We start from the raw sequence: 24821 nt of genomic DNA, 5'->3' as shown, positions 1-24821 counted from the left end.
GGGGGTGTGCCTAGCGAAGCAGTCCCGAGCGGCGGCGTCCCATGACACCGGTGCGGCGACGACCACCCATCAGGGCGGAGACCAGGGCGACGCCGAGGGCGGCGACGACGACCTGGACCAGGAGTTCCAGCCAGTCGATTCCGCCCGTGGCGGTGGGGAGGCCGATGGCCCGCGCGAGCGCGGTTCCGAGGAACGCCGAGACGATGCCCACCAGGATCGTGATCAGCATGCCGATGGGCTGCTTGCCGGGTACGAGAAGACGGCCGAGAACGCCGACGACGATGCCGATGAGGATGGCCGTGAAGATGCCGGTGATGGTCATTGGTTCCTCCAGGTGTGGGGTGGTGTAAGAGCAGTACCTCCCGGGGGTCGGAAATAAACACCGGCGTCAATCTCGTAACGCGACGTAACCTCGCCGGGGTGGATACCGAGTTGATGGACGTCGACACCGCCCGGCGCCGGACCGTGGACCTGACCGACGAGGTCCGCGAGTTCTGCGCGGGTCGCGGCGACGGGCTGTGCCATGTGTTCGTGCCCCACGCGACCGCGGGAATCGCGATCTTCGAGACCGGTGCGGGGTCCGACGCGGATCTCGTCGAGACCCTCGAACGTCTGCTGCCGCGGGATGATCGCTACCGGCACGCGCACGGCTCGCCCGGTCACGGCGCGGACCACGTGCTGCCCGCCATCGTGTCGCCGTCGGTGTCGATACCCGTGCAGTCCGGCACCCCGCTGCTGGGGACCTGGCAGAGCGTCGTGCTCGTCGACCTCAATCGCGACAACCCGCGCCGGTCGGTGCGGCTGAGCTTCCTAGACGCCTGAACTGGCGGGGAAGGGCAGACCGGTACTGTAATGCGGTCGAGAACTCCCTCCCATGAAGGACACCAGCACGTGCAGACACACGAGATCAGGAAGCGCTTCCTCGATCACTTCGTGAACGCGGGTCACGCCGAGGTGCCGAGCGCATCGGTGATCCTCGACGATCCGAACCTGTTGTTCGTCAACGCGGGCATGGTTCAGTTCGTGCCCTACTTCCTCGGGCAGCGGACCCCGCCGTGGGACAGGGCGACGAGCGTCCAGAAGTGCATTCGCACACCCGACATCGACGAGGTCGGCATCACGACCCGGCACAACACGTTCTTCCAGATGGCCGGCAACTTCTCGTTCGGCGACTACTTCAAGAAGGGCGCCATCGAGCTGGCGTGGACCCTGCTGACCAATCCGCAGAATCAGCGCGGCTACGGCTTCGATCCGGAGAAGCTCTGGGCCACCGTGTATCTCGACGACGACGAGGCCATCGGCTACTGGCAGGAGGTCGCGGGACTGCCGCTCGAGCGGATTCAGCGCCGCGGCATGGCCGACAACTACTGGTCGATGGGGATTCCGGGGCCCTGCGGTCCGTCATCGGAGATCTACTACGACCGCGGACCGCAGTACGGTGTCGAGGGCGGGCCCGAGGCCAACGAGGACCGCTACATCGAGATCTGGAATCTCGTGTTCATGCAGAACGAGCGCGGTCAGGGGACGTCGAAGGAGGACTTCGAGATCCTCGGCCCGCTGCCGCGCAAGAACATCGACACCGGAATGGGCATCGAGCGGGTGGCCTGCCTGCTGCAGGACGTCGACAACGTCTACGAGACCGACCTGCTGCGCCCCGTCATCGATCTGGTGTCGGCCCGTGCGCCGCGACCCTACGGCGCGGGTTACCACCAGGACGACGTGCGATACCGCATCATCGCCGATCACAGTCGCACCGCGGCGATCATCATCGGCGACGGCGTCAGCCCCGGCAACGAGGGGCGCGGCTACGTGCTGCGCCGGCTGCTGCGCCGAATCATCCGCGCCGCCAAGCTGCTCGGGGTCGACGACGCGATCATGGCCGACCTCATGGTGACGGTGCGCGACGCGATGGGACCGTCGTATCCCGAACTGGTCACCGACTTCGAGCGCATCCAGCGCATCGCGGTCGCCGAGGAGACGGCGTTCAACCGCACGCTGCAGTCGGGCTCCCGCCTGTTCGACGACGCCGCCCGCGCCACCAAGGCGGCGGGCGCCAGCGTGCTGTCGGGCACCGACGCGTTCACGCTGCACGACACCTACGGGTTCCCGATCGACCTGACCCTCGAGATGGCCGCCGAAGCCGATCTGTCCGTCGACGAGGAGGGCTTCCGCGGACTGATGGCCGAGCAGCGGCAGCGCGCCAAGGCCGACGCCGCTGCGCGCAAGCACGCGCACGCCGACCTCACCGCCTACCGCGAGCTGGTCGACGCGGGGCCGACGGAGTTCACCGGCTTCGACGAACTCACCTCCGAGGCAACGATTCTCGGCATCTTCGTTGACGGTCGCCGGGTTCCGGTGGTGTCCCATGACGGGGAAGCGGCCGACCGCATCGAGTTGGTGCTCGACCGCACCCCGCTGTACGCCGAGTCCGGCGGTCAGATCGCCGACATCGGCACCATCGCGGGCACCGGTTCCAGCGAGACGGCGCGAGCCGCGGTCACCGACGTGCAGAAGGTCGCCAAGACACTGTTCGTGCACCGCGTCACCGTCGAGTCGGGCGAGTTCGTCGAGGGCGACACGGTCACCGCCGCCGTCGACCCGAAGTGGCGGCGCGGCGCGACCCAGGGCCACTCCGGCACGCACATGGTGCACGCGGCGCTGCGACAGGTGCTGGGCCCCAACGCCGTTCAGGCGGGGTCGCTGAACCGGCCGGGCTACCTGCGCTTCGACTTCAACTGGCAGGGCGCGCTGTCCGAAGAACAGCGCAGCGAGATAGAGGTCGTCGCCAACGAGGCGGTGGAAGCCGACTTCGCGGTGAACACCTTCCACACCAAGCTCGACAAGGCCAAGGCCATGGGCGCGATGGCGCTGTTCGGTGAGGCGTATCCCGACGAGGTTCGCGTCGTCGAGATCGGCGGTCCGTTCTCGCTCGAACTGTGCGGCGGAACCCACGTGCACAACTCGGCGCAGATCGGTCCCGTGACGGTGCTCGGCGAAGCGTCGGTGGGGTCGGGGGTGCGCCGTGTCGAGGCCTACGTCGGGCTCGACTCGTTCCGCCACCTCGCCAAGGAACGGGCGCTGATGGCAGGTCTGGCGTCGTCGCTGAAGGTGCCGTCCGACGAGGTCCCCGCGAGGGTCGCCAACCTCGTCGACAGGTTGCGCGCCGCGGAGAAGGAACTCGACCGCGTCCGACTCTCCAACGCGCGGGCGGCGGCGGCGAACGCGGCCGCGGGCGCCGAGTTGGTCGGTAAGGTGCGTCTGGTGGCACAGCGAATGGCCGGCGGCGTCTCGGCTGGCGATCTTCGCAGCCTGGTCGGCGACATCCGCGGCAAGCTCGGCTCGGAGCCGGGCGTGGTCGCACTGATCGCCGAGGGGGACGGCGGCGCGGTGCCGTTCGTCGTCGCGGTCAATCCGGCCGCGCAGGACCTCGGGCTGTCCGCCAACGATCTGGTCAAGGTCCTCGGGGCGCCCGTCAACGGACGCGGCGGTGGCAAAGCCGACCTGGCCCAGGGCTCGGGAAGCGGGGCGTCGGGAATCGACGCCGCGCTCGCCGCACTGCACGCCGAGGTTGCGCGGAGCTGACTGGACGTGCCCTCAGCTGAATCCCGCTCGCCGGACCGACCCGGCGGTGACGACCCCGGGCGCGGACGACGGCTCGGGGTCGACGTGGGGACCGTGCGGGTCGGCGTGGCCACCTGCGACCCCGACGGGATTCTCGCGACGCCGGTCGAAACCGTGCAGCGCGATCGCAGGAGCGCTGCGGGTGGGCACGTACGGCGACTGGCCGCGCTCGTCGACGAACTGGACGTGGTCGAGGTCGTCGTGGGCCTGCCGCGTACGCTCGCCGACCGGACCGGGTCATCGGCGCTCGACGCGATCGCGGTGGCCGATGCACTCGCCGCACGCATCGCACCGGTGCCCGTGCGCATGGCAGACGAACGACTGACGACCGTCACCGCGCAGCGTTCGCTGCGCGAGGCGGGGGTCAAGGCGAAGGGACAGAAGGCCATGATCGATCAGGTTGCCGCCGTCGGCATCCTGCAGAGCTGGCTCGACCAACGGCGCGTCGCGCTCACCGAGCGCAGCGGAGCGGCGGATGGCTGACGACTGGAGCACCGAGCGCAGCAGGCCGGAAGCGGTCGGCCGACCGCGGCGGAGCATGAGCCGCGCCGAACGCGGCAGGGCCAAGCGGAACAGGAAGCGCAGGCGCTTCGGCAGCGTGCTGGCGCTGACGGTGCTCATCGTGGTGGTCGTCGGAGCGGTGTTCCTCGGCTCCCGACTCTGGCACGGCCTGTTCGGCACCGAGAGCGACTACGCGGGCGAGGGGCTGAAGGACGTCGTGATCGAGGTGCGCGGCGGCGACTCGACGACCGCGATCGGTCAGACGCTGAAGGATCAGGACGTCGTCGCCACGACCACCGCGTTCGTCGGCGCCGCCTCGGGAAACGCCGCCATCTCGGCCATCCAGCCCGGCTTCTACAAGGTGCGTACCCAGATCTCCGGTGCGGATGCCGTTGAGCGCCTTGTCGATCCGGAGAATCGCGTCGGCCGTCTGGTGATCCCCGAGGGTCGTCAGCTGGACGACATCGCCGACGTGAAGACCAATGCCGTCACCGACGGGATCTTCACGCTGATCTCGAAGGCGACGTGCGTCGACCTCGACGGCGCCCAGCAGTGCGTCGACGCCGACCAGCTCAAGGAGGTCGCGGGGACCGCAGACGCCGCGGCGTTGGCGATCCCGCAGTGGGCCGTCAACCCGATCAAGGTGATGGGCACCGATCACCGGCGCATCGAGGGGCTCATCGCGCCCGGCACGTGGAACGTCGACCCGTCGTCGTCGCCGCAGGACGTCCTCAAGAGTCTGATCGGTGCCAGCGCGGCACAGTACGAGGCGAACGGACTGTTGCAGGCGGGGCAGGCGGGCAACATGTCGCCGTACCAGATCCTGGTCGTGGCGTCGTTGGTGCAGCGCGAATCCAAGCCGCAGGACTTCGCGAAGGTGGCTCGGGTGATCTACAACCGGCTCGTCGCACCCGACCACCGCAGGCTCGAGTTCGACTCGACGGTGAACTACTCGCTCGACCGGCAGGAGGTCGCGACCACCGACGCCGACCGCGGCCGCGACACTCCGTGGAACACCTATGTCCGAGAAGGCCTTCCGGTCACGCCGATCTGCTCGCCCGGCCAGCCGGCGCTGGTCGCCGCGGAGACCCCGGAGCCGGGGGACTGGCTGTACTTCGTCACGGTCGATCTGCAGGGCACCACGCTGTTCACCCGCGACTACCAGCAGCATCTGGCGAACATCGACGTGGCCATGCGCAACGGCGTGCTCGACAGCGCTCGGTAGGAGCCGCTGGTGCGTCGTGCCGGAGTGCTCGGGTCACCGATCGCCCACTCCCGGTCACCTCAGCTGCACCTGGCCGCCTACCGCGCTCTCGGGCTGTCCGACTGGACCTATGACCGCATCGAGTGCACCGCGGCCCAACTGCCTTCGGTGGTAAGCGGTTTCGGCCCCGAGTGGGTGGGCGTGTCGGTGACCATGCCGGGCAAGCTCGCCGCGCTGCAGTTCGCCGAACAGCGCACCGATCGCGCCGGACTGGTCGGGACGGCGAACACGCTGGTGCGCACCGACACCGGCTGGCTGGCCGACAACACCGACGTCGACGGGGTCGCCGGTGCGCTGGGCACGGCGGTCGGGCCCGGCGCGCGAGCGGTGGTCGTCGGATCGGGCGGCACCGCTCCCGCCGCGGTGGTCGCGCTGGCCGAACTCGGGGTCGCCGAACTGGCCGTTACGGCGCGCAGCTCCGAGCGGGCGGCACCGCTGCTGGCGTTGGCGCGGAAGTGCGGGCTGCGCGCCGAGTTCATCGAGCTGGGCGGGCCCCTCGGCGCCGTCGATGCGGTCGTCAGCACGATCCCGGCCGCTGCGGCCGCGGACCACACCGCCACCCTCGCGGGAACGCCGCTGCTGCTCGATGCGATCTACGACCCGTGGCCGACCCCGCTGGCGCAGGCGGTCGAGGCGTCGGGCGGCCGGGTCGTCAGCGGCCTGCAGATGCTGCTGAACCAGGCGTACGCCCAGGTCGAGCTGTTCACCGGAATGCCGGCCCCCGAAGAGGTGATGAGGGCCGCCCTCGGCTGACGCTAGCCTTCACCCATGGCGGCGGGGTTGCTCGCGGTGGGGGTGGTGGCGTGGTTCACCGCCTTGTGCGCCTTCGACATTCGGCATCGTCGGCTGCCCAACGCTCTGACGGTTCCCGGTGCCGTCGCCGTACTGTGCGGCGCGGCGGTCGCGGGACGCGGGTGGCCTGCGCTGGCGGGTGCCGCGGCGCTGCTCGCCGTGTACCTGCTCGTTCACCTCGCGGCACCGGCGGGCCTGGGCGCGGGCGACGTCAAGCTGGCGCCGGGACTGGGCGGGCTGACGGGGGCGTTCGGCGTGGACGTCTGGATGCTCGCGGCCGTGGGCGCTCCGCTGCTGACCGGTCTCCTGGCGGTGGCGGCGCTCGCACGGGGCCGGTCCGACCCCGTGCCGCACGGTCCGTCGATGTGCGTATCGGCGTCGCTAGCCATCGCGGCGGCGTGGTGATGGCTTTACCGTGGCACCACGATGACCGTGCGCCCCGCCTCCGTCGACGATCTGCCCGCGATCGCCGACATCTACGCCCACTACGTCGCCACCAGCGTGGCGACGTTCGAACTCGACGTCCCCGATCGCGACGAGTGGCAGCGCCGGCACGCGGCCATCGCCGCGGCGCGGCTGCCGTTCGTGGTCACCGAACGCGACGGCGCGGTGGCCGGCTACGCGTACTGCGCACCGTGGAAGGCGCGGCCCGCGTACCGGGCGACCGTCGAGGACTCGGTGTACGTGGCGCCGTCGGCCGTCGGCACGGGATGCGGGGCCGAACTGCTTCCGGCGCTGCTCGACATGAGCCGGGCCGTCGGAGTGCGGCAGGTGATCGCGGTGATCGCCGACTCGGGTGACGAGGCGTCGGTGCGGTTGCACCGCAGGTTCGGATTCCGGGACGCCGGACGGCTGGAACGCGTCGGCTACAAACACGACCGCTGGATCGACACCGTCCTGATGCAGTGGAGTGCCTGACGGATTCGGTCGCACCGATGACCTCATGGGAAGATGGGACGCGTGTTGCGATGGACAACTGCTGGTGAATCCCACGGCCGGGCTCTGGTGGCCGTCGTCGAGGGCATGGTCGCGGGTGTCCGCATCACGTCGGAGGACATCGCCGAGCAGCTGAAGCGACGCAGGCTCGGCTACGGTCGTGGCGCCCGGATGAAGTTCGAGGCCGACGAGGTGACGATCCTGGCCGGGGTCCGGCACGGCATCACGCTCGGCGGGCCCATCGCCGTCCAGATCGGCAACACCGAGTGGCCCAAGTGGGAGACCGTGATGGCCTCCGACCCGGTCGACGAGTCCGACCTGGATGTCGCGCGTAACGCGCCGCTGACCAGGCCCCGACCCGGCCACGCGGACTACGCGGGCATGCTCAAGTACGGCTTCGACGACGCCCGGCCCGTGCTGGAGCGCGCCAGCGCGCGCGAGACCGCCGCCCGCGTGGCGGCCGGCACCATCGCCAGGGCGTTCCTCACCCAGGCGCTCGGCGTCGAGGTGCTGTCCCACGTCATCTCCATCGGCGCGTCGAAGCCGTACGAGGGGCCTCCGCCGCGCCCCGAGGACCTCGACGCGATCGACGACAGCCCGGTGCGGGCGTTCGACAAGACCGCCGAGGACGCGATGATCACCGAGATCGAGGCGGCCAAGAAGGACGGCGACACGCTCGGCGGCGTCGTCGAGGTGGTCGCCGACGGCCTGCCGATCGGGCTCGGGTCCTTCACCAGCGGTGACAGCCGTCTCGACAGCCAGCTCGCGGGTGCCGTCATGGGCATCCAGGCCATCAAGGGCGTCGAGATCGGAGACGGCTTCGAAACCGCCCGCCGTCGCGGCAGCGTTGCGCACGACGAGATCTACCCCGGCCCGGACGGCGCCGTGCGATCCACGAACCGTGCGGGCGGCCTCGAGGGCGGGATGACCAACGGACAGGCCGTGCGGGTGCGCGCCGCGATGAAGCCGATCTCGACCGTGCCGCGCGCGCTGTCCACCATCGACATGGCCACCGGTGACGAGGCCGTCGCGATCCACCAGCGCTCCGACGTGTGCGCCGTGCCCGCCGCGGGTGTGGTCGTCGAGACGATGGTGGCGCTCGTGCTCGCGCGGGCCGCGCTCGAGAAGTTCGGCGGCGACTCGCTCACCGAGACTCGCGCCAACGTCGACTCCTACCTCGCCGCGATCCGTAGCAGGGAGCCGGCGCAGACCTCAGAGGCAACGGGCTGATGGCGCCGAAGGCCGTTCTGGTGGGCATGCCCGGATCGGGCAAGTCCACGATCGGTCGGCGGCTGGCCAAGACGCTCGGCGTCCCGCTGCTCGACACGGACGCCAAGATCGTCGAGACCACGGGCCGCAGCATCGCCGAGATCTTCGTCGAGGGGGAGCCCGAGTTCCGCCGGATCGAGGCCGACGTGGTCAAGGCCGCGCTGGCCGAGCACACCGGCATCGTGTCGCTGGGCGGCGGCGCGATCACCTCACCCGCCGTCCGCGAGGCCCTGGCCGGGCACACCGTGATCTATCTGGAAATCAATGCCGCAGAAGGTATTCGGCGGACCTCCGGTGGTGGCAGGCCACTGCTCGCCGGTGGCGATCCCGGTGAGAGGTTCCGCGCGCTGATGTCCGAACGCGTGCCGCTGTACCGCAAGGTCGCGACCATGCGGATCAACACCAACCGGCGCAACCCCGGAGCGGTGGTGCGGCACATCGTCGGAAAGCTCGAGGCGGCGGAGTGCGCGCGGTCGCAGCCCGCGCGCAGACGCAGGCCCACCTGGCGCCGGCTGCCGACCGTCCTCAACCCGGCCCCGACCACAGAGGCGCCGCCGAGTCCCGCGGCGCTGGCCCGTAAAGCGGAAGCACGCAATGACTGAACCCGTAACCGTCGACGTCCTCGTCGATCGGCCGTACCCCGTCATCATCGGCCGGGGTCTGCTCGACGACCTCACGCGCACGCTGACAGGCCGCCACAAGGTCGCGATCCTGCACCAGCCGTCGCTCACGCAGACCGCCGAGTCGATCCGAAGTCGCCTGGGCGACAACGGGATCGACGCGCATCGCATCGAGATCCCCGACGCCGAAGCGGGCAAGGAACTGCCCGTCGTCGGGTTCATCTGGGAGGTGCTCGGCCGCATCGGCATCGGACGCACCGACGCGATCGTGAGCCTGGGCGGCGGAGCGGCGACCGACGTCGCGGGCTTCGCCGCCGCCACCTGGCTGCGGGGTGTCGACATCGTGCACGTCCCGACCACCCTGCTGGGCATGGTCGACGCCGCGGTCGGCGGCAAGACCGGCATCAACACCGACGCGGGCAAGAACCTCGTCGGGGCGTTCCACCAACCGCTCGCGGTGCTGGTGGACCTCGCCACCCTGGAGACGCTGCCGCGTACCGAGATCATCGCGGGCATGGCCGAGATCGTGAAGGCGGGGTTCATCGCCGACCCGGTGATCCTCGACATGATCGAGGCCGATCCCGAAGCGGCGCTCGACCCGACGGGACCTGTTCTGCCCGAACTCATCCGGCGATCGGTCGCGGTCAAGGCCGAGGTGGTCGCGGCCGACGAGAAGGAATCCGCTCTGCGCGAGATCCTCAACTACGGGCACACGCTGGCGCACGCCATCGAGCGTCGCGAACAGTACCGATGGCGCCACGGCGCCGCCGTGTCCGTCGGGCTGGTGTTCGCCGCCGAACTGGGTCGGCTGGCGGGTCGCCTCGACGACGGGACCGCCGACCGCCACCGCGCCATCCTCACGTCGCTGGGACTGCCGGTCGGTTACGACGCCGACGCGCTGCCGCAGTTGCTCGAGTACATGGCGGGGGACAAGAAGACCCGATCCGGCGTGCTGCGGTTCGTGGTGCTCGACGGTCTCGGCAAGCCGGGACGCCTCGAGGGGCCGGACCCGTCGCTGCTGGTGGCCGCCTACTCGGAGATCGCCGACAAGCGCCTGCCGTTGCGCGTGGAGAACTGAGGAGCCCGATGGCCATCAACGTGATCAACGGGCCGAACCTGGGCCGGCTCGGTAAGCGGCAGCCGGAGGTCTACGGCACGACGACGCACGACGACCTGGTGGCGCTCATCGAAGCGGAAGCGCGCGAGTTGGGCGTCGACGTCGTGGTGCGGCAGTCGAACAGCGAGGCCGACCTGATCGACTGGATTCACGCCGCGGCCGACGCGGGGGAGCCCGTCATTCTGAACGCGGGAGCGTTCACCCACACGTCGATCGCGCTGCGCGACGCGTGCTCCGAACTGCGGGCACCGCTGATCGAGGTGCACATCTCGAACGTGCACAAGCGCGAGGAGTTCCGGCACCACTCGTACCTGAGCGGCGTCGCGACCGGCGTGATCGTCGGTCTGGGCGTGAAGGGCTACCTGCTGGCGCTGCGGTACGTCGCAGCCGCAGCGGCGGACTAAGCCCGGTCGGTGGCCACCGGCGCGGTGGCGGTCGCGTTGGGGTCGTGGTCGGGGTTGACCGCTGCGAACACGTCGGTGTCGGCGCGTTCGCCGTCGGCGCTGTGACGCACGACCGGCGGCGCGTTGCGGTCCACCAGGTAGCGACCGAGGGCGACACCCGCGATGGCGGCGACGAAGACCACCAGGGCGGTGAACGCGGCGAAGGTCGTCACCTCGTTGACGACGGCCTCGGCGTACAGGTTGTCGTAGAACAGTGAGATGAACCACGCCACCAGGCCGCTCACGACGCCGGCGAACAGGCCCGCCAGCAGCCACGTCATGGCCAGATCGCCGCGGCGGTCGGGGTCCGGGTTGGCCGTCGCGTCCGCCCGTCCGTCGGAAACGCCCCAGATCAGGGCACCGATCGCGAACAGGACGACGAGCGTGGCGCTGATCGTCAGCGCCCACGTGTCGAAGGCGTTGATCAGCGCGCCCTGAAGCAATCGGACGACGACCATCAACGCCGCGAACACCAGTCCGCGCAGCAACCACTTACTCATGGGTGGACAGCCTAGCGAGTAGCGTCGGAGACCGTGACTATTTCCCAGCGCCGAGACCGGCTGCGTCGTCGGCTGGTTGCCAACGAACTGGACGCGATCCTGGTAACGGACCTGGTCAACGTGCGTTACCTGTCGGGTTTCACCGGTTCGAACGCGGCGTTGCTGGTGTCGGCCGAATCCGAGGTTCCGGTGCTGGCCACCGACGGCAGGTACGTCACGCAGGCGGCGCAGCAGTCGCCGGACGCCGAAGTGGTCATCGAGCGGGCGTGCGCTGCGCACCTGGCGACCCGCGCGGCGGCCGACGGGGTGCGCAGGCTCGGTTTCGAGAGCCACGTCGTGACGTTCGACGGCTACGGCGTCCTGAAGCGCGTCGCGCCGGACCTGGAGTTCGTCCGGGCGGCGGGCACCGTGGAGGCGCTGCGCGAGGTGAAGGACGCGGGCGAGATCGCGCTTCTGCGGCTGGCGTGCGAGGCCGCCGACGCCGCGCTGCGCGACCTGGTGGACGCCGGCGGCCTGCGGCCGGGTCGCACCGAGAAGGAGGTGGGCCGCGAGCTCGAGGCGCGCATGCTCGATCACGGCGCCGACGGGGTGTCGTTCGAGACGATCGTCGCCGCGGGGGCGAATTCGGCCATCCCTCACCACCGTCCGACAGCTGCGGTGCTGGCCGCCGGGGACTTCGTGAAGATCGACTTCGGCGCGCTGGTCGCGGGATACCACTCCGACATGACGCGCACGTTCGTGCTCGACCCCGTGGCGCAGTGGCAGCTCGACGTCTACGACCTGGTGGCGACCGCGCAGCGGGCGGGTCGCGAGGCGCTGGCACCCGGCACCGGCCTCAAGGACGTCGACGCCGCATCGCGCCAGGTCATCGCCGACGCCGGGTTCGCCGAGAACTTCGGTCACGGGCTGGGCCACGGTGTCGGCCTGCAGATCCACGAAGCGCCGGGAATCGGCGCCTCATCCGCCGGTACACTGCTTGCTGGCTCCGCGGTGACCGTGGAGCCAGGTGTCTATCTGCCGGGCCGCGGCGGTGTCCGGATCGAGGACACCCTCGTCGTGGGTGGAGAGGACTCACCCACCCCCGAGTTGCTCACCCGGTTCCCCAAGGAACTGGTTGTCATCAACTGAGACTTATAGGAGTACTACCGCAGTGGCATCGACCGCAGACTTCAAGAACGGGCTCGTCCTGCAGATCGACGGCCAGCTCTGGCAGATCATCGAGTTCCAGCACGTCAAGCCGGGCAAGGGCCCCGCGTTCGTGCGCACGAAGCTCAAGAACGTGCTGTCGGGCAAGGTCGTCGACAAGACCTACAACGCCGGCGTGAAGGTGGAGACGGCGACCGTCGACCGCCGCGACGCCACCTACCTGTACCGCGACGGCAGCGACTTCGTCTTCATGGACTCCGAGGACTACGAGCAGCACCCGCTGTCCGAGACGCTCGTCGGCACCTCCGCCAACTACCTGCTGGAGAGCATGCCGGTCCAGATCGCGTTCCACGACGGCGCGCCGCTCTACCTCGAGCTCCCGGTCACCGTCGAACTCGTCGTCGCCAGCACCGAGCCCGGCCTGCAGGGCGACCGCTCCAACGCGGGGACCAAGCCCGCGACCATGGAGACCGGCGCCGAGATCCAGGTTCCGCTCTTCATCAACACCGGCGACAAGCTCAAGGTCGACTCGCGGGACGGCAGCTACCTGGGAAGGGTCAATGCCTGACCGGGGCGAGCGGAGCGACGGGATATCGGCACGGGGCGAGCGGAGCGACGGGATATCGGCACGGGGCGAGCGGAGCGGTCATTCGGCGGGCGAGTGGAGCCGCGACAGGGGACCCCGCAAGGGCGACCGGGGTCGGCATCAGGCGCGTAAGCGCGCGGTCGAGATGCTGTTCGAGTCGGAGGCGCGCGGCTTGACCGCAGCGGAACTCGTCGACACCCGAACCACGTTGGCGGAGAACGACTCCGAGGTCGCGGCCCTGAACCCCTACACCGTCACGGTCGCGCGCGGCGTCACCGACAACGCCGAGCACATCGACGATCTCATCTCGGCGCACCTGCAGGGCTGGACGCTCACCAGGCTGCCCGCCGTCGACCGCGCGATCCTGCGTGTCGCGGTGTGGGAACTCCTGCACGCCGACGACGTGCCGGAGCCGGTCGCCGTCGACGAGGCGGTCGAGCTGGCCAAGAAGCTCTCCACCGACGAGTCGCCGGGCTTCGTCAACGGAGTCCTCGGGCAGGTCATGCTGGTCACCCCGCAGCTGCGGGCGGCCGCTCAGGCCGTCTCCGACGCCGTCTCGAAGGCGCACGGGGTACCCGAGGTCTCCTGATGAGCGAACCGCAGGACTGGGCGCCGTACACGAGCATCGCGGACGCGGCGAAGGTGTACCTGCGGGACCCCGAGCTGGCGTTGGATCAGCTGCGCTCGCTCGTCGACTTCCCGACCGTCACATCGTTCATCATGTCGCGGGGCGTCACCAACGAGCAGTGGGGCGAGGCGCTGTGGCAGGAGGTCGTGCTGACCGAAGGCCGCCGGCTGATCATCTGGCGCGCCGACGACGAGATGTCGGCCGACGGCCGGGAGTCGCGGCAGCTGCTGGAGGCGTCGGTGCGCACCATCGCGCTGTCGACGATCACCGACCACATCCTCACCACCGAGTTCGACGTCCTCAGCGACGGCACCCGGCGGCTGGCCGAGGTGCGGCTGCGCATGTACACGCAGCTGTTGACCCGCACTCGGCAGAAGAGCGCCGTCGACACGGACCTGTTCTGCGAGTCCTTCCGATACGTCAAGACCGTGGACAACGGGGGACTCGCGCAGATGCAGCGCCTGCTGCAGTTCGGCAGGGTGCTGTCCCGGTCGCTCTGAGCCGCGGCTGAACAATATGAACGCAACCTGGCGCGCCGCCCGGTCGTTCGAGACGGTCATAGGCATGTCGGTCTCGTCGCGTGTCCGCAGCCCGCACTGGTCACTGGCTCGTACCTGGCTGCTGCAGCCGGGTCTGCCCGGCTTCGCGTCGGCGGTCGACACCGTCTGCGACGTCGTCGTCCTCGACATCGAGGACGGCCTGCCCAGTGCGCAGCGCGACGACGGCAGGCGCGCCGTCGCGGACTGGCTGCACGGAGGCGGCAGCGCGTGGGCGCGGATCAACAGCGTGACGACACCCGCGTGGGAGGCCGATCTGGACGCGCTGTCCACCGCGCCCGGCCTGGCCGGTGTGATGCTCGCGAAGACGGAGTCACCCGACGACGTCGCCGCGACCGCGGCGCGACTGCCCGCGGGCACCCCCGTCGTCGCCCTGATCGAATCCGCCCTCGGGATCGAGTACGCGTTCGACATCGCGCGCTCCTGTTCGCGAATCGCGTTCGGCGTCGGCGACTTTCGTAAGGACACCGGAATGAGCGCCGATCCGGTGGTGCTCGCGTATCCGCGGGCGCGGCTGGTGATCGCCAGCCGGGCGGCCGGACTACCCGCGCCGATCGACGGGCCGACCCTGCGGGATCAGACGCGCCACCTCACCCGCGACACCGAGGTCGCCAAGGTGGCCGGGATGACCGGTCGGCTGTGCCTGGACGCCGCCCACGCGGAGACGATCAACACGCTGCTGAGTCCCTCGGTGCCGGAGATCGACGAGGCCCGCGACACCCTGGCCCGCCTCGACGCGCCGACGGGTGCCTACGACGGAAGCGCGGGCCCCACCCGAGCGCGCGCCGAAGCCGTCCTCGATCTCGCCGTCAAACTGGGTGTGCTGTAACGGGTTACAACAGCCCGAGCTCGCGATAGGTGGTCCGGACGAACTTCGGCTGCGCACCCTGGAGCTTCAGCAGCGACGTGTTGCCCGCGATCGCGGCAGCGGTATCCGTGCTCAGGTCCGGCATGTTCTGGATCAGGTAGAAGAGGATCAGGTCGGACGACGGGTCGGCCAGCCACCACGTGCCGTACGCGCCCGGCCAGTTGAACGAGCCGAGGCCGCCGGGGCCGTAGAGCTGCCGGGACTGCGCCGGATCGGTGACGACCGACAGGTTGAGCCCGAAACCGCGGCCGCGCCAGTACGGCATCCCGAGGAACGGCTGGCGCTTCTGCTCGTCGGTCAGGCGATCGCCCCGCATCGCTCGCACGGAGTCCTCGGTCAGCACGCGCACGCCGTCGACCTCGCCGAAGCCCAGCAGCATTCGCGCGAACGTCAGGTAGTCGTCGACCGTGGACCAGAGGCCCGCACCGCCGGTGCAGAACGTCGGCAGCGTGACGTTGGCCGGACCCATCACGTCGTCGCGCAACTCGTTGGTCGCCGCGTCGATCTTGTACATCGTCGCGGCGCGGCGCCTGCCCTCCGGCGTGACGGCGAAACCCGTGTCGGTCATGCCGAGTGGCTCGAAGATCCGCGCCGCCAGGACATCCGACAACGGCTTGCCCTCGATGCGCGACAGCGCGATCCCGAGCACATCGGTGGAGTGGCTGTAGGTCAGCCGCTCACCGGGCTGGTGCGCCAGCGGCAGCGCCGCCAACTCCGCCAGCCAGCGGTCCTGGTCCTGGCGGAACATCAGCCGTCCGTAGGCCCTGCCCAGCGGCGCGCCCACCGAGAAGGCGTAGGCCAGTCCGCTGCGGTGGGTCATCAGGTCGTCGAAGGTGATGGGCCTGCGCATCGGGTCGGTGCGATCGAGCGGACCGGCGGGATCGGCCAGCACCCGTGCATCGGCGAGTTCGGGCAGCCACGTCGACACCGGGTCCGACAGTGTGAGCTTGCCCTCCTCGACGAGCGCCATGGCGGCGGCCACCGTCACCGGCTTGGTCATCGACGCGATGCGGAACACGGTGTCGCGTCTCATCGGCAGGCCGGCGTGCACGTCTCGGTGCCCGAGTTCGTTGACCTGCAGCACCTCCCCGCCGCGCCACACCAGGGTGACCGCACCCGCGAGCAGTCCGGCGTCGATCACCTCGCGGATGGAGGCTTGATTGGCGTCGAGGTTCATCCGCGTCAGCGTAGTCAGCGCGCCGCGGCGCATGTGCTCGGGCGGTCGCGCCGATGGTAGAGTCCCCGCAGTTTGACATCCTTTAACGATCCGTCCGGAGAGGCGGAGAAGGAGGTCCCGGTAGGTGGCTGCCCCGAATGCCGACCGCGAGTTGATGACCGCGGCCGACGTTGGACGGACCGTTTCGCGCATCGCGCATCAGATCATCGAGAAGACCGCGCTCGACGGCGCCGACGCCCCGAGCGTCGTGCTACTGGGCATCCCGACCCGCGGCGTCACGCTGGCGACGCGACTCGCCGCGCGGATCCACGAGTTCTCCGGAGTCACCGTTGCCCACGGCGCTCTCGACATCACGCTGTACCGCGACGATCTGGCGAGTAAGCCGCCGAGGGCGCTCGCCGACACGACGATTCCCGAGGGCGGGATCGACGGTGCGCTGGTCGTCCTGGTCGACGACGTGCTCTACACCGGGCGCTCGGTGCGCTCGGCTCTGGACGCGCTGCGCGACATCGGCCGCCCGAGGAGCGTGCAACTGGCGGTGCTCGTCGACCGGGGCCACCGCGAGTTGCCGCTGCGCGCCGACTACGTCGGCAAGAACGTGCCGACCTCGCGCAGCGAGAACGTGAAGGTGCGCCTCGAGGAGAACGACGGCGGCGAGGACCACGTGTCCATCGCCCCCGAGGGAGGGCCGGTGCGATGAGCGCTTGCGCGAAGAGCAGAGGAGCCGGAGCATGAAGCACCTTCTATCGGCCTCCGACCTGAGCCGCGAGGAGGCCGTGGCGATCCTCGACGACGCCGACCGCTTCCGCGACGCCCTGATCGGCCGCGAGGTCAAGAAGCTGCCGACGCTGCGCGGGCGGACCGTCATCACGATGTTCTACGAGAACTCGACGCGCACCAGGGTGTCGTTCGAGGTGGCGGGGAAGTGGATGAGCGCCGACGTCATCAACGTCAGCGCCTCGGGATCCTCGGTGGCCAAGGGCGAGTCGCTGCGTGACACCGCCCTGACGCTGCGCGCCGCAGGCGCCGACGCCCTGATCATCCGGCACCCGGCTTCCGGGGCGCCGCAACAGCTCTCGGAGTGGACGGCCGAGGCCGACGGGGGCGGGCCGAGTGTCATCAACGCCGGCGACGGTACCCACGAGCACCCCACCCAGGCGCTGCTCGACGCGTTGACACTGCGCCAGCGCCTCGGCGACGTCGAGGGCAGGCGCGTCGTCATCGTCGGCGACATCCTGCACAGTCGGGTCGCCCGCTCCAACGTCACGCTGCTGGCGACCCTGGGCGCCGAGGTGGTGCTGGTGGCGCCGCCGACCCTGCTGCCACTCGGGGTCGACGGCTGGCCCGTCACGGTGTCGCACGACCTCGACGCCGAACTGCCGGGCGCCGACGCCGTGCTGATGCTGCGCGTGCAGGCCGAGCGGATGAACGGCGGCTTCTTCCCGTCGGCGCGCGAGTACTCGGTCCTCTACGGACTCTCGGAGAAGCGCCAGGCGCTGCTGCCCGACAGTGCGGTGGTGCTGCATCCCGGCCCGATGCTGCGCGGCATGGAGATCGCGTCATCGGTCGCCGACTCCTCGCAATCCGCTGTGCTGCAACAGGTCTCCAACGGCGTGCACGTCCGGATGGCCGTGCTCTTCCATCTTCTCGTCGGCGCCGAACGGGAGGCGATCAGCGCATGAGCACGGTCATCAGCGGGGTCCGACTGTACGGCGGGGGAGAGCCCGTCGACGTACTCGTCGCCGACGGGCAGATCGCCGAGATCGGTACCGGATTGGCGGGTGACGAGGTCATCGACTGTGCGGGGCGGGTCCTGCTGCCCGGCTTCGTCGACCTGCACACGCACCTGCGCGAACCCGGCCGCGAATACGCCGAGGACATCGAAACCGGTTCGGCGGCAGCGGCTCTCGGTGGCTACACGGCCGTGTTCGCGATGGCCAACACCGATCCGGTAGCCGACAGCCCGGTCGTCACCGACCACGTCTGGCACCGCGGCCAGCAGGTCGGACTCGTCGACGTGCACCCAGTCGGGGCGGTCACCGTCGGCCTGAAGGGCAAGCAGCTCACCGAGATGGGGCTGATGGCCGCGGGCGTCGGCAAGGTGCGGATGTTCTCCGATGACGGCGTCTGCGTGGACGATCCGCTCATCATGCGCCGGGCACTCGAGTACGCCACCGGCGTCGGCGTGCTCATCGCCCAGCACGCCGAGGAGCCGCGGCTGACCGTCGGCGCCGTGGCGCACGAGGGTCCCAACGCGGCGCGGCTCGGGTTGGCGGGTTGGCCCCGCGCCGCCGAGGAGTCGATCGTGGCGCGCGACGCGCTGCTGGCGCGCGATGCGGGTGCCCGCGTGCACATCTGCCACGCCTCGACGGCGGGCACGGTCGAGCTCGTCAGATGGGCCAAGGAGCAGGGGGTGTCGATCACCGCCGAGGTGACGCCGCACCACCTGCTGCTCGACGACACCCGGTTGACGAGCTACGACGGCCGCAACCGGGTCAACCCGCCGCTGCGCGAAGCGGACGACGCGATCGCGCTGCGCCAGGCGCTCGCCGACGGCGTGATCGACTGCGTCGCCACCGATCACGCGCCGCACGCCGCGCACGAGAAGATGTGCGAGTTCGCCAACGCCCGGCCCGGCATGCTCGGATTGCAGACCGCGCTGTCCGTCGTGGTCGAGACGATGGTGCGGCCCGGCCTGATCGGCTGGCGCGACGTGGCCCGTGTGATGAGCGAGGCGCCCGCCAGGATCGTCGGACTGCCCGACCAGGGTCGACCGCTGGCCGTCGGGGAACCCGCCAACCTCGTCGTCGTCGATCCGGACGCGGAGTGGACCGTCGACGGCGGCGCGCTGGCGAGCCGATCGGACAACACGCCCTACGAGTCGATGACGCTGCCCGCCACCGTGACGCTGACGATGCTGCGCGGCAGGGTGACGGCACGGGACGGGAAGAGTGCCCCGGCGGGCAGGAGCGCAGCGACCGGGGGTTCGGCCCAGTGAACACCGGAACCCTCGTCACCTCGCTGATCATGGCCGCGTTGATCGCTCTGCTGATCGCGTTCCTGATCCGCCGCATGATGAAGGGCTGGCTGCACCGGGCGCAACGCCAGGTCGAGAGCATCGGCACACTGCCGCCGATGCCGGACACCGTTGGGCCCGCGCTGATTCCGGCCATGAAAGGCCTCTACGTGGGAAGCACGATCGCCGACCTGGGTGTCGATGCCGCGGCGTCGTCCGGTCCGAGTTGGCTGGACCGCGTCGTCGTCGGCGATCTCGGCTTCCGCAGCAAGGCGGTGCTGACGCGGTACCCCGAGGGCATCATGCTGCAGCGCACCGGCGCCACCCCGATCTGGATTCCCGACGAGTCGATCAAGACGATCCGGACCGAACGTGCCATCGCCGGTAAGGCACTGACCCACGAGGGCATTCTGGCCATCCGCTGGACGCTCCCGTCGGGGACGCAGATCGACACGGGGTTCCGCGGCGACGACCGTCGCGAACTCGCCAACTGGACGACTGAGGAGGCGGCGTGAGCAGGGCCGTTTTGGTACTCGAGGACGGTCGCGTCTTCACGGGCACGACGTTCGGCGCGGTGGGTCAGACACTCGGCGAGGCGGTGTTCTCCACCGGGATGTCCGGATACCAGGAGACGCTGACCGATCCGAGCTACCACGGCCAGATCGTCGTCGCCACCGCGCCGCAGATCGGCAACACCGGCTGGAACGCCGAGGACGGCGAGAGTCGCGCCGACAAGATCTGGGTCGCCGGGTACGCCGTGCGAGACCCGTCGCCGCGGGCCTCCAACTGGCGGGCGACCGGCACTCTGGACGACGAACTGGTCCGGCAGGGCATCGTCGGCATCGCGGGCATCGACACCCGCGCCGTGGTGCGCCACCTGCGCTCGGCCGGGTCGATGAAGGCCGGTGTGTTCTCGGGCGCAGCCCTGGCGGGCACCGACGAACTGCTCACCAGAGTCCGCGGCCAGGCCTCCATGCTCGGGGCCGACCTGGCGGGCGAGGTCAGCACGAGTGCGGCGTACATCGTGGAACCCGAAGGCGCGCATCGCTTCACGGTCGCCGCGCTGGACCTCGGCATCAAGACGAACACGCCGCGCAACTTCGCGAGCCGGGGCGTTCGCAGCCACGTGCTGCCGTCATCGGCGACGTTCGAGCAGATCGCCGATCTCAAACCCGACGGGGTGTTCCTCTCCAACGGCCCCGGCGACCCGGCGACCGCCGACCACGTCGTCGCCGTCACCCGCGAGGTGCTCGGCGCGGGCATCCCGCTGTTCGGCATCTGCTTCGGCAACCAGTTGCTCGGCCGGGCGCTCGGACGCTCCACCTACAAGATGGTGTTCGGACATCGCGGCATCAACATCCCGGTGCTGGATCACGCCACCGGGCGGGTCGCGATCACCGCCCAGAATCACGGCTTCGCGCTCGAAGGCGAAGCGGGCGAGGAGTTCGACACCCCGTTCGGCCGCGCGATGGTCAGCCACACCTGTGCCAACGACGGCGTCGTCGAGGGCATCAGACTGGTTGACGGGCGCGCGTTCTCAGTGCAGTACCACCCCGAGGCGGCGGCCGGACCACACGACGCCGAGTACCTGTTCGATCAGTTCGTCGATGTGATGGAGCGCTAATGCCACGTCGTGAAGACATCAAGCACGTCCTCGTCATCGGCTCCGGGCCGATCGTCATCGGCCAGGCGTGCGAGTTCGACTACTCGGGCACCCAGGCCTGCCGCGTGCTGCGCGCCGAAGGTATCGAGGTCAGCCTCGTCAACTCGAACCCGGCGACGATCATGACGGACCCCGAGTACGCGGATCACACCTACGTCGAACCCATTACGGCCGCGTTCGTCGAGAAGATCTTCGCCCAGCAGGCCGAGCGCGGTAACAAGATCGACGCCGTGCTCGCCACACTCGGTGGCCAGACCGCGCTGAACACCGCGGTGGCACTGTACGAGGGCGGCGTACTGGAGAAGTACGGCGTCGAGATGATCGGTGCGGACTTCGAGGCCATCCAGCGCGGCGAGGACCGGCAGCGCTTCAAGGACATCGTGGCGAAGGTGGGCGGCGAATCCGCCAAGTCGAGAGTCTGCTTCACCATGGACGAGGTCCGTGAGACCGTCGCCGACCTCGGCCTGCCCGTCGTCGTTCGACCGTCCTTCACGATGGGCGGTCTGGGCTCCGGCATGGCGCACTCGGTTGAGGACGTCGAGCGGATGGCCGGCGACGGCCTCGCCGCGTCGCCGACCGCCAACGTGCTGATCGAGGAATCGATCTACGGCTGGAAGGAATTCGAACTCGAGTTGATGCGCGACCACCACGACAACGTGGTGGTGGTGTGCTCGATCGAGAACTTCGATCCGATGGGCGTGCACACCGGGGACTCGGTGACGGTCGCACCGGCGATGACGCTGACCGACCGCGAGTACCAGCGGATGCGCGATCTGGGTATCGCGATCCTGCGCGAGGTCGGCGTCGACACCGGCGGCTGCAACATCCAGTTCGCGATCGACCCGAAAGACGGCAGGCTCATCGTCATCGAGATGAACCCCAGGGTGTCGCGGTCCAGCGCGTTGGCGTCCAAGGCGACGGGATTCCCGATCGCGAAGATCGCGGCGAAGCTCGCCATCGGGTACACGCTCGACGAGATCGTCAACGACATCACCAAGGAGACGCCCGCCTGCTTCGAGCCGACGCTCGACTACGTGGTGGTCAAGGCGCCGCGGTTCGCGTTCGAGAAGTTCCCCGGTGCCGATCCGACACTGACGACGACGATGAAGTCCGTCGGCGAGGCGATGTCGTTGGGCCGCAACTTCATCGAAGCGCTCGGCAAGGTCATGCGCTCGCTGGAGACCGGTCGGGCCGGATTCTGGACCGGCGGCGACGACGACGCGACCGTCGACGAGCTGCTCGAGCGGTTGCGGACCCCGACCGACGGCAGGCTCTACGACATCGAGCTGGCGCTGCGGCTCGGCGGCACCGTCGAGCAGGTGGCCGACGCGTCCGGCGTCGACCCGTGGTTCGTCGACCAGATCGCCGGCCTGGTGTCCCTGCGCGGCGAGCTCAACGACGCCCCGGTGCTCGATGAGGAACTGCTGCGTCGGGCCAAGCACAGCGGGCTGTCCGATCGCCAGATCGCCGCGTTGCGGCCCGAACTCGCGGGCGAGGTCGGCGTGCGTGCGCTGCGCAGGCGGCTGGGCATCCATCCCGTGTACAAGACCGTCGACACCTGCGCGGCGGAGTTCGAGGCGCGGACGCCGTACCACTACAGCAGTTACGAACTGGACCCCGCCGCCGAGACCGAGGTCGCCCCGCAGACCGAACTGCCCAAGGTGCTGATCCTCGGGTCGGGCCCCAACCGCATCGGCCAGGGCATCGAGTTCGACTACAGCTGCGTGCACGCCGCGATCACATTGAGCCAGGCCGGGTTCGAGACCGTGATGGTCAACTGCAACCCCGAGACGGTGTCCACCGACTACGACACCGCCGACCGGCTGTACTTCGAACCGCTGACCCTGGAGGACGTGCTCGAGGTCTACTACGCCGAATCCGCTTCGGGCGCAGGGGGTCCCGGTGTGGTCGGCGTGATCGTCCAGCTGGGCGGCCAGACGCCGCTCGGGCTCGCGCAACGGCTCGCCGACGAGGGTGTCCCGATCGTCGGCACCAGCCCCAAGGCGATCGACCTCGCCGAGGATCGCGGTGAGTTCGGCGAGGTGCTGACGAACGCCGGCCTGCCCGCACCGCGATTCGGCACCGCGACCAGCTTCGAGCAGGCCCGACGCATCGCCGCCGACATCGGCTATCCCGTTCTGGTGCGGCCGTCGTACGTGCTCGGCGGACGCGGCATGGAGATCGTCTACGACGAGGAGACCCTCAAGGGCTACATCACTCGGGCGACCGAACTGTCCCCCGAACACCCGGTCCTTGTCGACCGGTTCCTCGAGGACGCCATCGAGATCGACGTCGACGCGCTGTGTGACGGCACCGAGGTCTACATCGGCGGCGTGATGGAGCACATCGAGGAGGCGGGCATCCACTCCGGCGACTCGGCGTGCGCGCTGCCGCCGGTGACGCTGGGGCGGCAGGACATCGAATCCGTGCGGCGCGCCACCGAGGCCATCGCACACGGCATCGGCGTCGTCGGCCTGCTCAACGTGCAGTACGCGCTGAAGGACGACGTGCTCTACGTGCTGGAGGCCAATCCCCGCGCCAGCCGCACGGTGCCGTTCGTGTCGAAGGCCACGGCGGTGCCGCTCGCCAAGGCCTGCGCGCGGATCATGCTGGGCACCACCATCGCCACCCTGCGGGAGGAGGGTGTGCTGGCGCCCGACGGCGACGGCGCCAGCCCCGCGCCCAACGCGCCGATCGCGGTGAAGGAGGCGGTGCTGCCGTTCAACCGGTTCCGCAAGGCCGACGGCTCGCAGGTCGATTCGCTGCTGGGCCCCGAGATGAAGTCCACCGGTGAGGTGATGGGCATCGATCGCGATTTCGGGACGGCGTTCGCGAAGAGCCAGACCGCGGCCTACGGTTCGCTGCCCGCGTCCGGGGCGGTGTTCGTGTCGGTGGCCAACCGGGACAAGCGCTCGCTGGTGTTCCCCGTCAAGCGGCTCGCCGATCTCGGCTTCCGGGTACTGGCCACCGAGGGGACCGCGGAGATGCTGCGCCGCAACGGTATTCCCTGCGACGTGGTGCGCAAGATCTTCGAGGAACCGGGTGCGGGACGGCCGGCCATGTCGGCGGTGGACGCGATCCGCGCCGGCGAGGTCAACATGGTGATCAACACGCCGTACGGCAACTCGGGACCGCGCATCGACGGGTACGAGATCCGCTCCGCCGCGGTGGCGATGAACATCCCGTGCATCACGACGGTGCAGGGCGCGTCAGCCGCGGTGCAGGGCATCGAAGCCGGGATCCGCGGCGATATCGGCGTGCGGTCACTGCAGGAGCTGCACAGTCAGCTGGGTTCGTCGCGGTGAGCCCGTTCGGGGTGCGGCTCGCCGAGGCGATGTCGGAGCGGGGGCCGCTGTGCCTCGGCATCGATCCGCACCCCGAGCTGCTGGCGGCGTGGGGGATGCCCGCCGACGCCGACGGACTGCGAGCGTTCTGCGACGTGTGCGTACGCGCCTACACCGGGTTCGCGATCGTCAAGCCGCAGGTGGCGTTCTTCGAGGCCTACGGCGCCGCGGGCTACGCGGTGCTGGAGGCCACGATCTCCGCGTTGCGGGAAGCGGGTGTGCTGGTGCTCGCCGACGCCAAGCGCGGTGATATCGGGACCACGATGGCCGCGTACGCCGCGGCGTGGGCGGGGGAGTCGCCGCTGGCCTGCGATGCGGTCACCGCATCGCCGTACCTGGGCTTCGAGTCGCTGCGGCCGCTGCTCGACGTCGCGGCGCAGCACGACCGCGGTGTGTTCGTGCTCGCCGCGACGTCGAACCCGGAGGGTGCCTCCGTGCAGCGTGCGGTGGTGGACGGCCGGACGGTCGCGCAGTCGATCGTCGACGCCGCTGCCGCCGAGAATCGTTCCGCGGGAACGGGTTCGGTCGGTGTCGTCGTCGGCGCGACGCTCACCGAGGTGCCCGACCTCGGCGCCCTCGGCGGTCCGGTGCTGCTTCCGGGGGTCGGTGCGCAGGGCGGCAGGCCCGATGCGCTGGCCGGGCTGGGCGGCGCGGCACCGGGGACACTGCTGCCCGCCGTGTCCCGCGAGGTGCTGCGGGCCGGACCCGACGCGGGTGCGGTGCGCGCTGCCGCCGAGCGGATGCGCGACGCCGTCGCCCACCTGAACTAGCCT

General features: G+C 69.9%; 26 protein-coding genes. 23 read left to right on the top strand and 3 right to left on the bottom strand.

Annotated elements, in window-relative coordinates; genetic code table 11:
* Nucleotides 1–10 precede the first annotated feature (10 nt).
* Nucleotides 11–322, bottom strand: coding sequence for a GlsB/YeaQ/YmgE family stress response membrane protein (locus tag NM203_RS11625; RefSeq protein ID WP_255060075.1), 312 nt, complete (start codon nucleotides 320–322; stop codon nucleotides 11–13).
* A 98-nt stretch (nucleotides 323–420) separates the two neighbouring features.
* On the opposite strand from NM203_RS11625, the gene NM203_RS11620 reads away from it, so the two are divergent.
* The 11 genes from NM203_RS11620 to aroQ all read left to right on the top strand — a co-directional run bounded on the left by NM203_RS11620 (nucleotide 421) and on the right by aroQ (nucleotide 10524).
* Nucleotides 421–822, top strand: a complete 402-nt coding sequence (locus NM203_RS11620; RefSeq protein ID WP_255060074.1) for a secondary thiamine-phosphate synthase enzyme YjbQ — start codon at nucleotides 421–423, stop codon at nucleotides 820–822.
* A 69-nt stretch (nucleotides 823–891) separates the two neighbouring features.
* Nucleotides 892–3582 carry an alanine--tRNA ligase gene (alaS, locus tag NM203_RS11615; RefSeq protein WP_255060073.1) on the top strand — a complete coding sequence of 897 codons (2691 nt, stop codon included), beginning with the start codon at nucleotides 892–894 and terminating at the stop codon, nucleotides 3580–3582.
* A gap of 6 nt (nucleotides 3583–3588) precedes the next feature.
* Nucleotides 3589–4104, top strand: a complete 516-nt coding sequence (ruvX, locus tag NM203_RS11610) for a Holliday junction resolvase RuvX (RefSeq protein ID WP_255060072.1) — start codon at nucleotides 3589–3591, stop codon at nucleotides 4102–4104.
* Entirely contained in the window at nucleotides 4097–5347 is a 1251-nt protein-coding gene (mltG, locus tag NM203_RS11605; protein WP_255060071.1) for an endolytic transglycosylase MltG, read from the top strand. The genes ruvX and mltG overlap by 8 nt, the downstream gene beginning before the upstream one ends.
* 6 nt (nucleotides 5348–5353) lie before the next feature.
* A complete protein-coding gene (locus tag NM203_RS11600; RefSeq protein WP_255060409.1) occupies nucleotides 5354–6139 on the top strand; it encodes a shikimate dehydrogenase in 786 nt (261 codons plus the stop codon).
* A gap of 15 nt (nucleotides 6140–6154) precedes the next feature.
* Nucleotides 6155–6583, top strand: coding sequence for a prepilin peptidase (locus NM203_RS11595; RefSeq protein WP_255060070.1), 429 nt, complete (start codon nucleotides 6155–6157; stop codon nucleotides 6581–6583).
* Nucleotides 6584–6604: 21 nt separating this feature from the next.
* Nucleotides 6605–7096: a GNAT family N-acetyltransferase gene (locus NM203_RS11590; RefSeq protein ID WP_255060068.1), complete on the top strand. Its 492-nt coding sequence runs from the start codon at nucleotides 6605–6607 to the stop codon at nucleotides 7094–7096.
* Nucleotides 7097–7138: 42 nt separating this feature from the next.
* The gene (aroC, locus tag NM203_RS11585; protein WP_255060066.1) at nucleotides 7139–8344 is read left to right on the top strand and encodes a chorismate synthase; all 1206 of its coding nucleotides are present in this window, start codon (nucleotides 7139–7141) and stop codon (nucleotides 8342–8344) included.
* Nucleotides 8344–8985, top strand: coding sequence for a shikimate kinase (locus NM203_RS11580; RefSeq protein ID WP_255060064.1), 642 nt, complete (start codon nucleotides 8344–8346; stop codon nucleotides 8983–8985). The genes aroC and NM203_RS11580 overlap by 1 nt, the downstream gene beginning before the upstream one ends.
* The gene (gene aroB, locus NM203_RS11575) at nucleotides 8978–10081 is read left to right on the top strand and encodes a 3-dehydroquinate synthase (protein WP_255060063.1); all 1104 of its coding nucleotides are present in this window, start codon (nucleotides 8978–8980) and stop codon (nucleotides 10079–10081) included. Before NM203_RS11580 ends, aroB begins: the two co-directional genes overlap by 8 nt.
* Nucleotides 10082–10089: 8 nt before the next feature.
* Entirely contained in the window at nucleotides 10090–10524 is a 435-nt protein-coding gene (gene aroQ, locus NM203_RS11570) for a type II 3-dehydroquinate dehydratase (protein WP_255060062.1), read from the top strand.
* Here aroQ and NM203_RS11565 read toward each other — a convergent pair.
* Entirely contained in the window at nucleotides 10521–11063 is a 543-nt protein-coding gene (locus NM203_RS11565; RefSeq protein WP_255060060.1) for a B-4DMT family transporter, read from the bottom strand. The two genes, aroQ and NM203_RS11565, sit on opposite strands and share 4 nt — an antisense overlap.
* A 33-nt stretch (nucleotides 11064–11096) precedes the next feature.
* Here NM203_RS11565 and NM203_RS11560 point away from each other — a divergent pair, with 33 nt between their 5' ends.
* The 5 genes from NM203_RS11560 to NM203_RS11540 all read left to right on the top strand — a co-directional run bounded on the left by NM203_RS11560 (nucleotide 11097) and on the right by NM203_RS11540 (nucleotide 14809).
* Nucleotides 11097–12191 carry a M24 family metallopeptidase gene (locus tag NM203_RS11560; RefSeq protein WP_255060058.1) on the top strand — a complete coding sequence of 365 codons (1095 nt, stop codon included), beginning with the start codon at nucleotides 11097–11099 and terminating at the stop codon, nucleotides 12189–12191.
* Nucleotides 12192–12213: 22 nt separating this feature from the next.
* Complete coding sequence (gene efp, locus NM203_RS11555) at nucleotides 12214–12777, top strand: elongation factor P (RefSeq protein WP_255060057.1); 564 nt, start codon at nucleotides 12214–12216, stop codon at nucleotides 12775–12777.
* Nucleotides 12770–13384, top strand: coding sequence for a transcription antitermination factor NusB (gene nusB / locus NM203_RS11550; protein ID WP_255060055.1), 615 nt, complete (start codon nucleotides 12770–12772; stop codon nucleotides 13382–13384). The genes efp and nusB overlap by 8 nt, the downstream gene beginning before the upstream one ends.
* Entirely contained in the window at nucleotides 13384–13923 is a 540-nt protein-coding gene (locus tag NM203_RS11545) for a hypothetical protein (RefSeq protein WP_255060053.1), read from the top strand. The genes nusB and NM203_RS11545 overlap by 1 nt, the downstream gene beginning before the upstream one ends.
* 64 nt (nucleotides 13924–13987) lie before the next feature.
* Nucleotides 13988–14809, top strand: a complete 822-nt coding sequence (locus NM203_RS11540; protein WP_255060052.1) for an HpcH/HpaI aldolase/citrate lyase family protein — start codon at nucleotides 13988–13990, stop codon at nucleotides 14807–14809.
* Nucleotides 14810–14813: 4 nt separating this feature from the next.
* Here the strand turns inward: NM203_RS11540 and NM203_RS11535 are convergent, their stop codons facing one another.
* Complete coding sequence (locus NM203_RS11535) at nucleotides 14814–16025, bottom strand: serine hydrolase domain-containing protein (RefSeq protein WP_255060050.1); 1212 nt, start codon at nucleotides 16023–16025, stop codon at nucleotides 14814–14816.
* Nucleotides 16026–16149: 124 nt separating this feature from the next.
* On the opposite strand from NM203_RS11535, the gene pyrR reads away from it, so the two are divergent.
* From pyrR to pyrF, 7 genes are read left to right on the top strand one after another with little or no spacing between them, the layout of a single operon-like run.
* Entirely contained in the window at nucleotides 16150–16725 is a 576-nt protein-coding gene (gene pyrR, locus NM203_RS11530) for a bifunctional pyr operon transcriptional regulator/uracil phosphoribosyltransferase PyrR (protein ID WP_255060049.1), read from the top strand.
* A 31-nt stretch (nucleotides 16726–16756) separates the two neighbouring features.
* Nucleotides 16757–17707 carry an aspartate carbamoyltransferase catalytic subunit gene (locus NM203_RS11525; RefSeq protein ID WP_255060047.1) on the top strand — a complete coding sequence of 317 codons (951 nt, stop codon included), beginning with the start codon at nucleotides 16757–16759 and terminating at the stop codon, nucleotides 17705–17707.
* On the top strand, nucleotides 17704–19023 hold the full coding sequence (locus tag NM203_RS11520; RefSeq protein ID WP_255060045.1) for a dihydroorotase: 1320 nt from the start codon (nucleotides 17704–17706) through the stop codon (nucleotides 19021–19023). The genes NM203_RS11525 and NM203_RS11520 overlap by 4 nt, the downstream gene beginning before the upstream one ends.
* Nucleotides 19020–19556, top strand: coding sequence for a PH-like domain-containing protein (locus tag NM203_RS11515; protein WP_255060043.1), 537 nt, complete (start codon nucleotides 19020–19022; stop codon nucleotides 19554–19556). Before NM203_RS11520 ends, NM203_RS11515 begins: the two co-directional genes overlap by 4 nt.
* Nucleotides 19553–20665: a glutamine-hydrolyzing carbamoyl-phosphate synthase small subunit gene (gene carA, locus NM203_RS11510; RefSeq protein ID WP_255060042.1), complete on the top strand. Its 1113-nt coding sequence runs from the start codon at nucleotides 19553–19555 to the stop codon at nucleotides 20663–20665. Before NM203_RS11515 ends, carA begins: the two co-directional genes overlap by 4 nt.
* Nucleotides 20665–24009, top strand: coding sequence for a carbamoyl-phosphate synthase large subunit (gene carB / locus NM203_RS11505; RefSeq protein WP_255060041.1), 3345 nt, complete (start codon nucleotides 20665–20667; stop codon nucleotides 24007–24009). Before carA ends, carB begins: the two co-directional genes overlap by 1 nt.
* A complete protein-coding gene (pyrF, locus tag NM203_RS11500) occupies nucleotides 24006–24818 on the top strand; it encodes an orotidine-5'-phosphate decarboxylase (protein WP_255060039.1) in 813 nt (270 codons plus the stop codon). The genes carB and pyrF overlap by 4 nt, the downstream gene beginning before the upstream one ends.
* Nucleotides 24819–24821: the final 3 nt, after the last annotated feature.

The organism is Mycolicibacterium arenosum, from assembly GCF_024320865.1.
GTDB lineage: Bacteria > Actinomycetota > Actinomycetes > Mycobacteriales > Mycobacteriaceae > Mycobacterium > Mycobacterium arenosum.
This window is presented reverse-complemented; position numbering and strand designations above follow the sequence as displayed.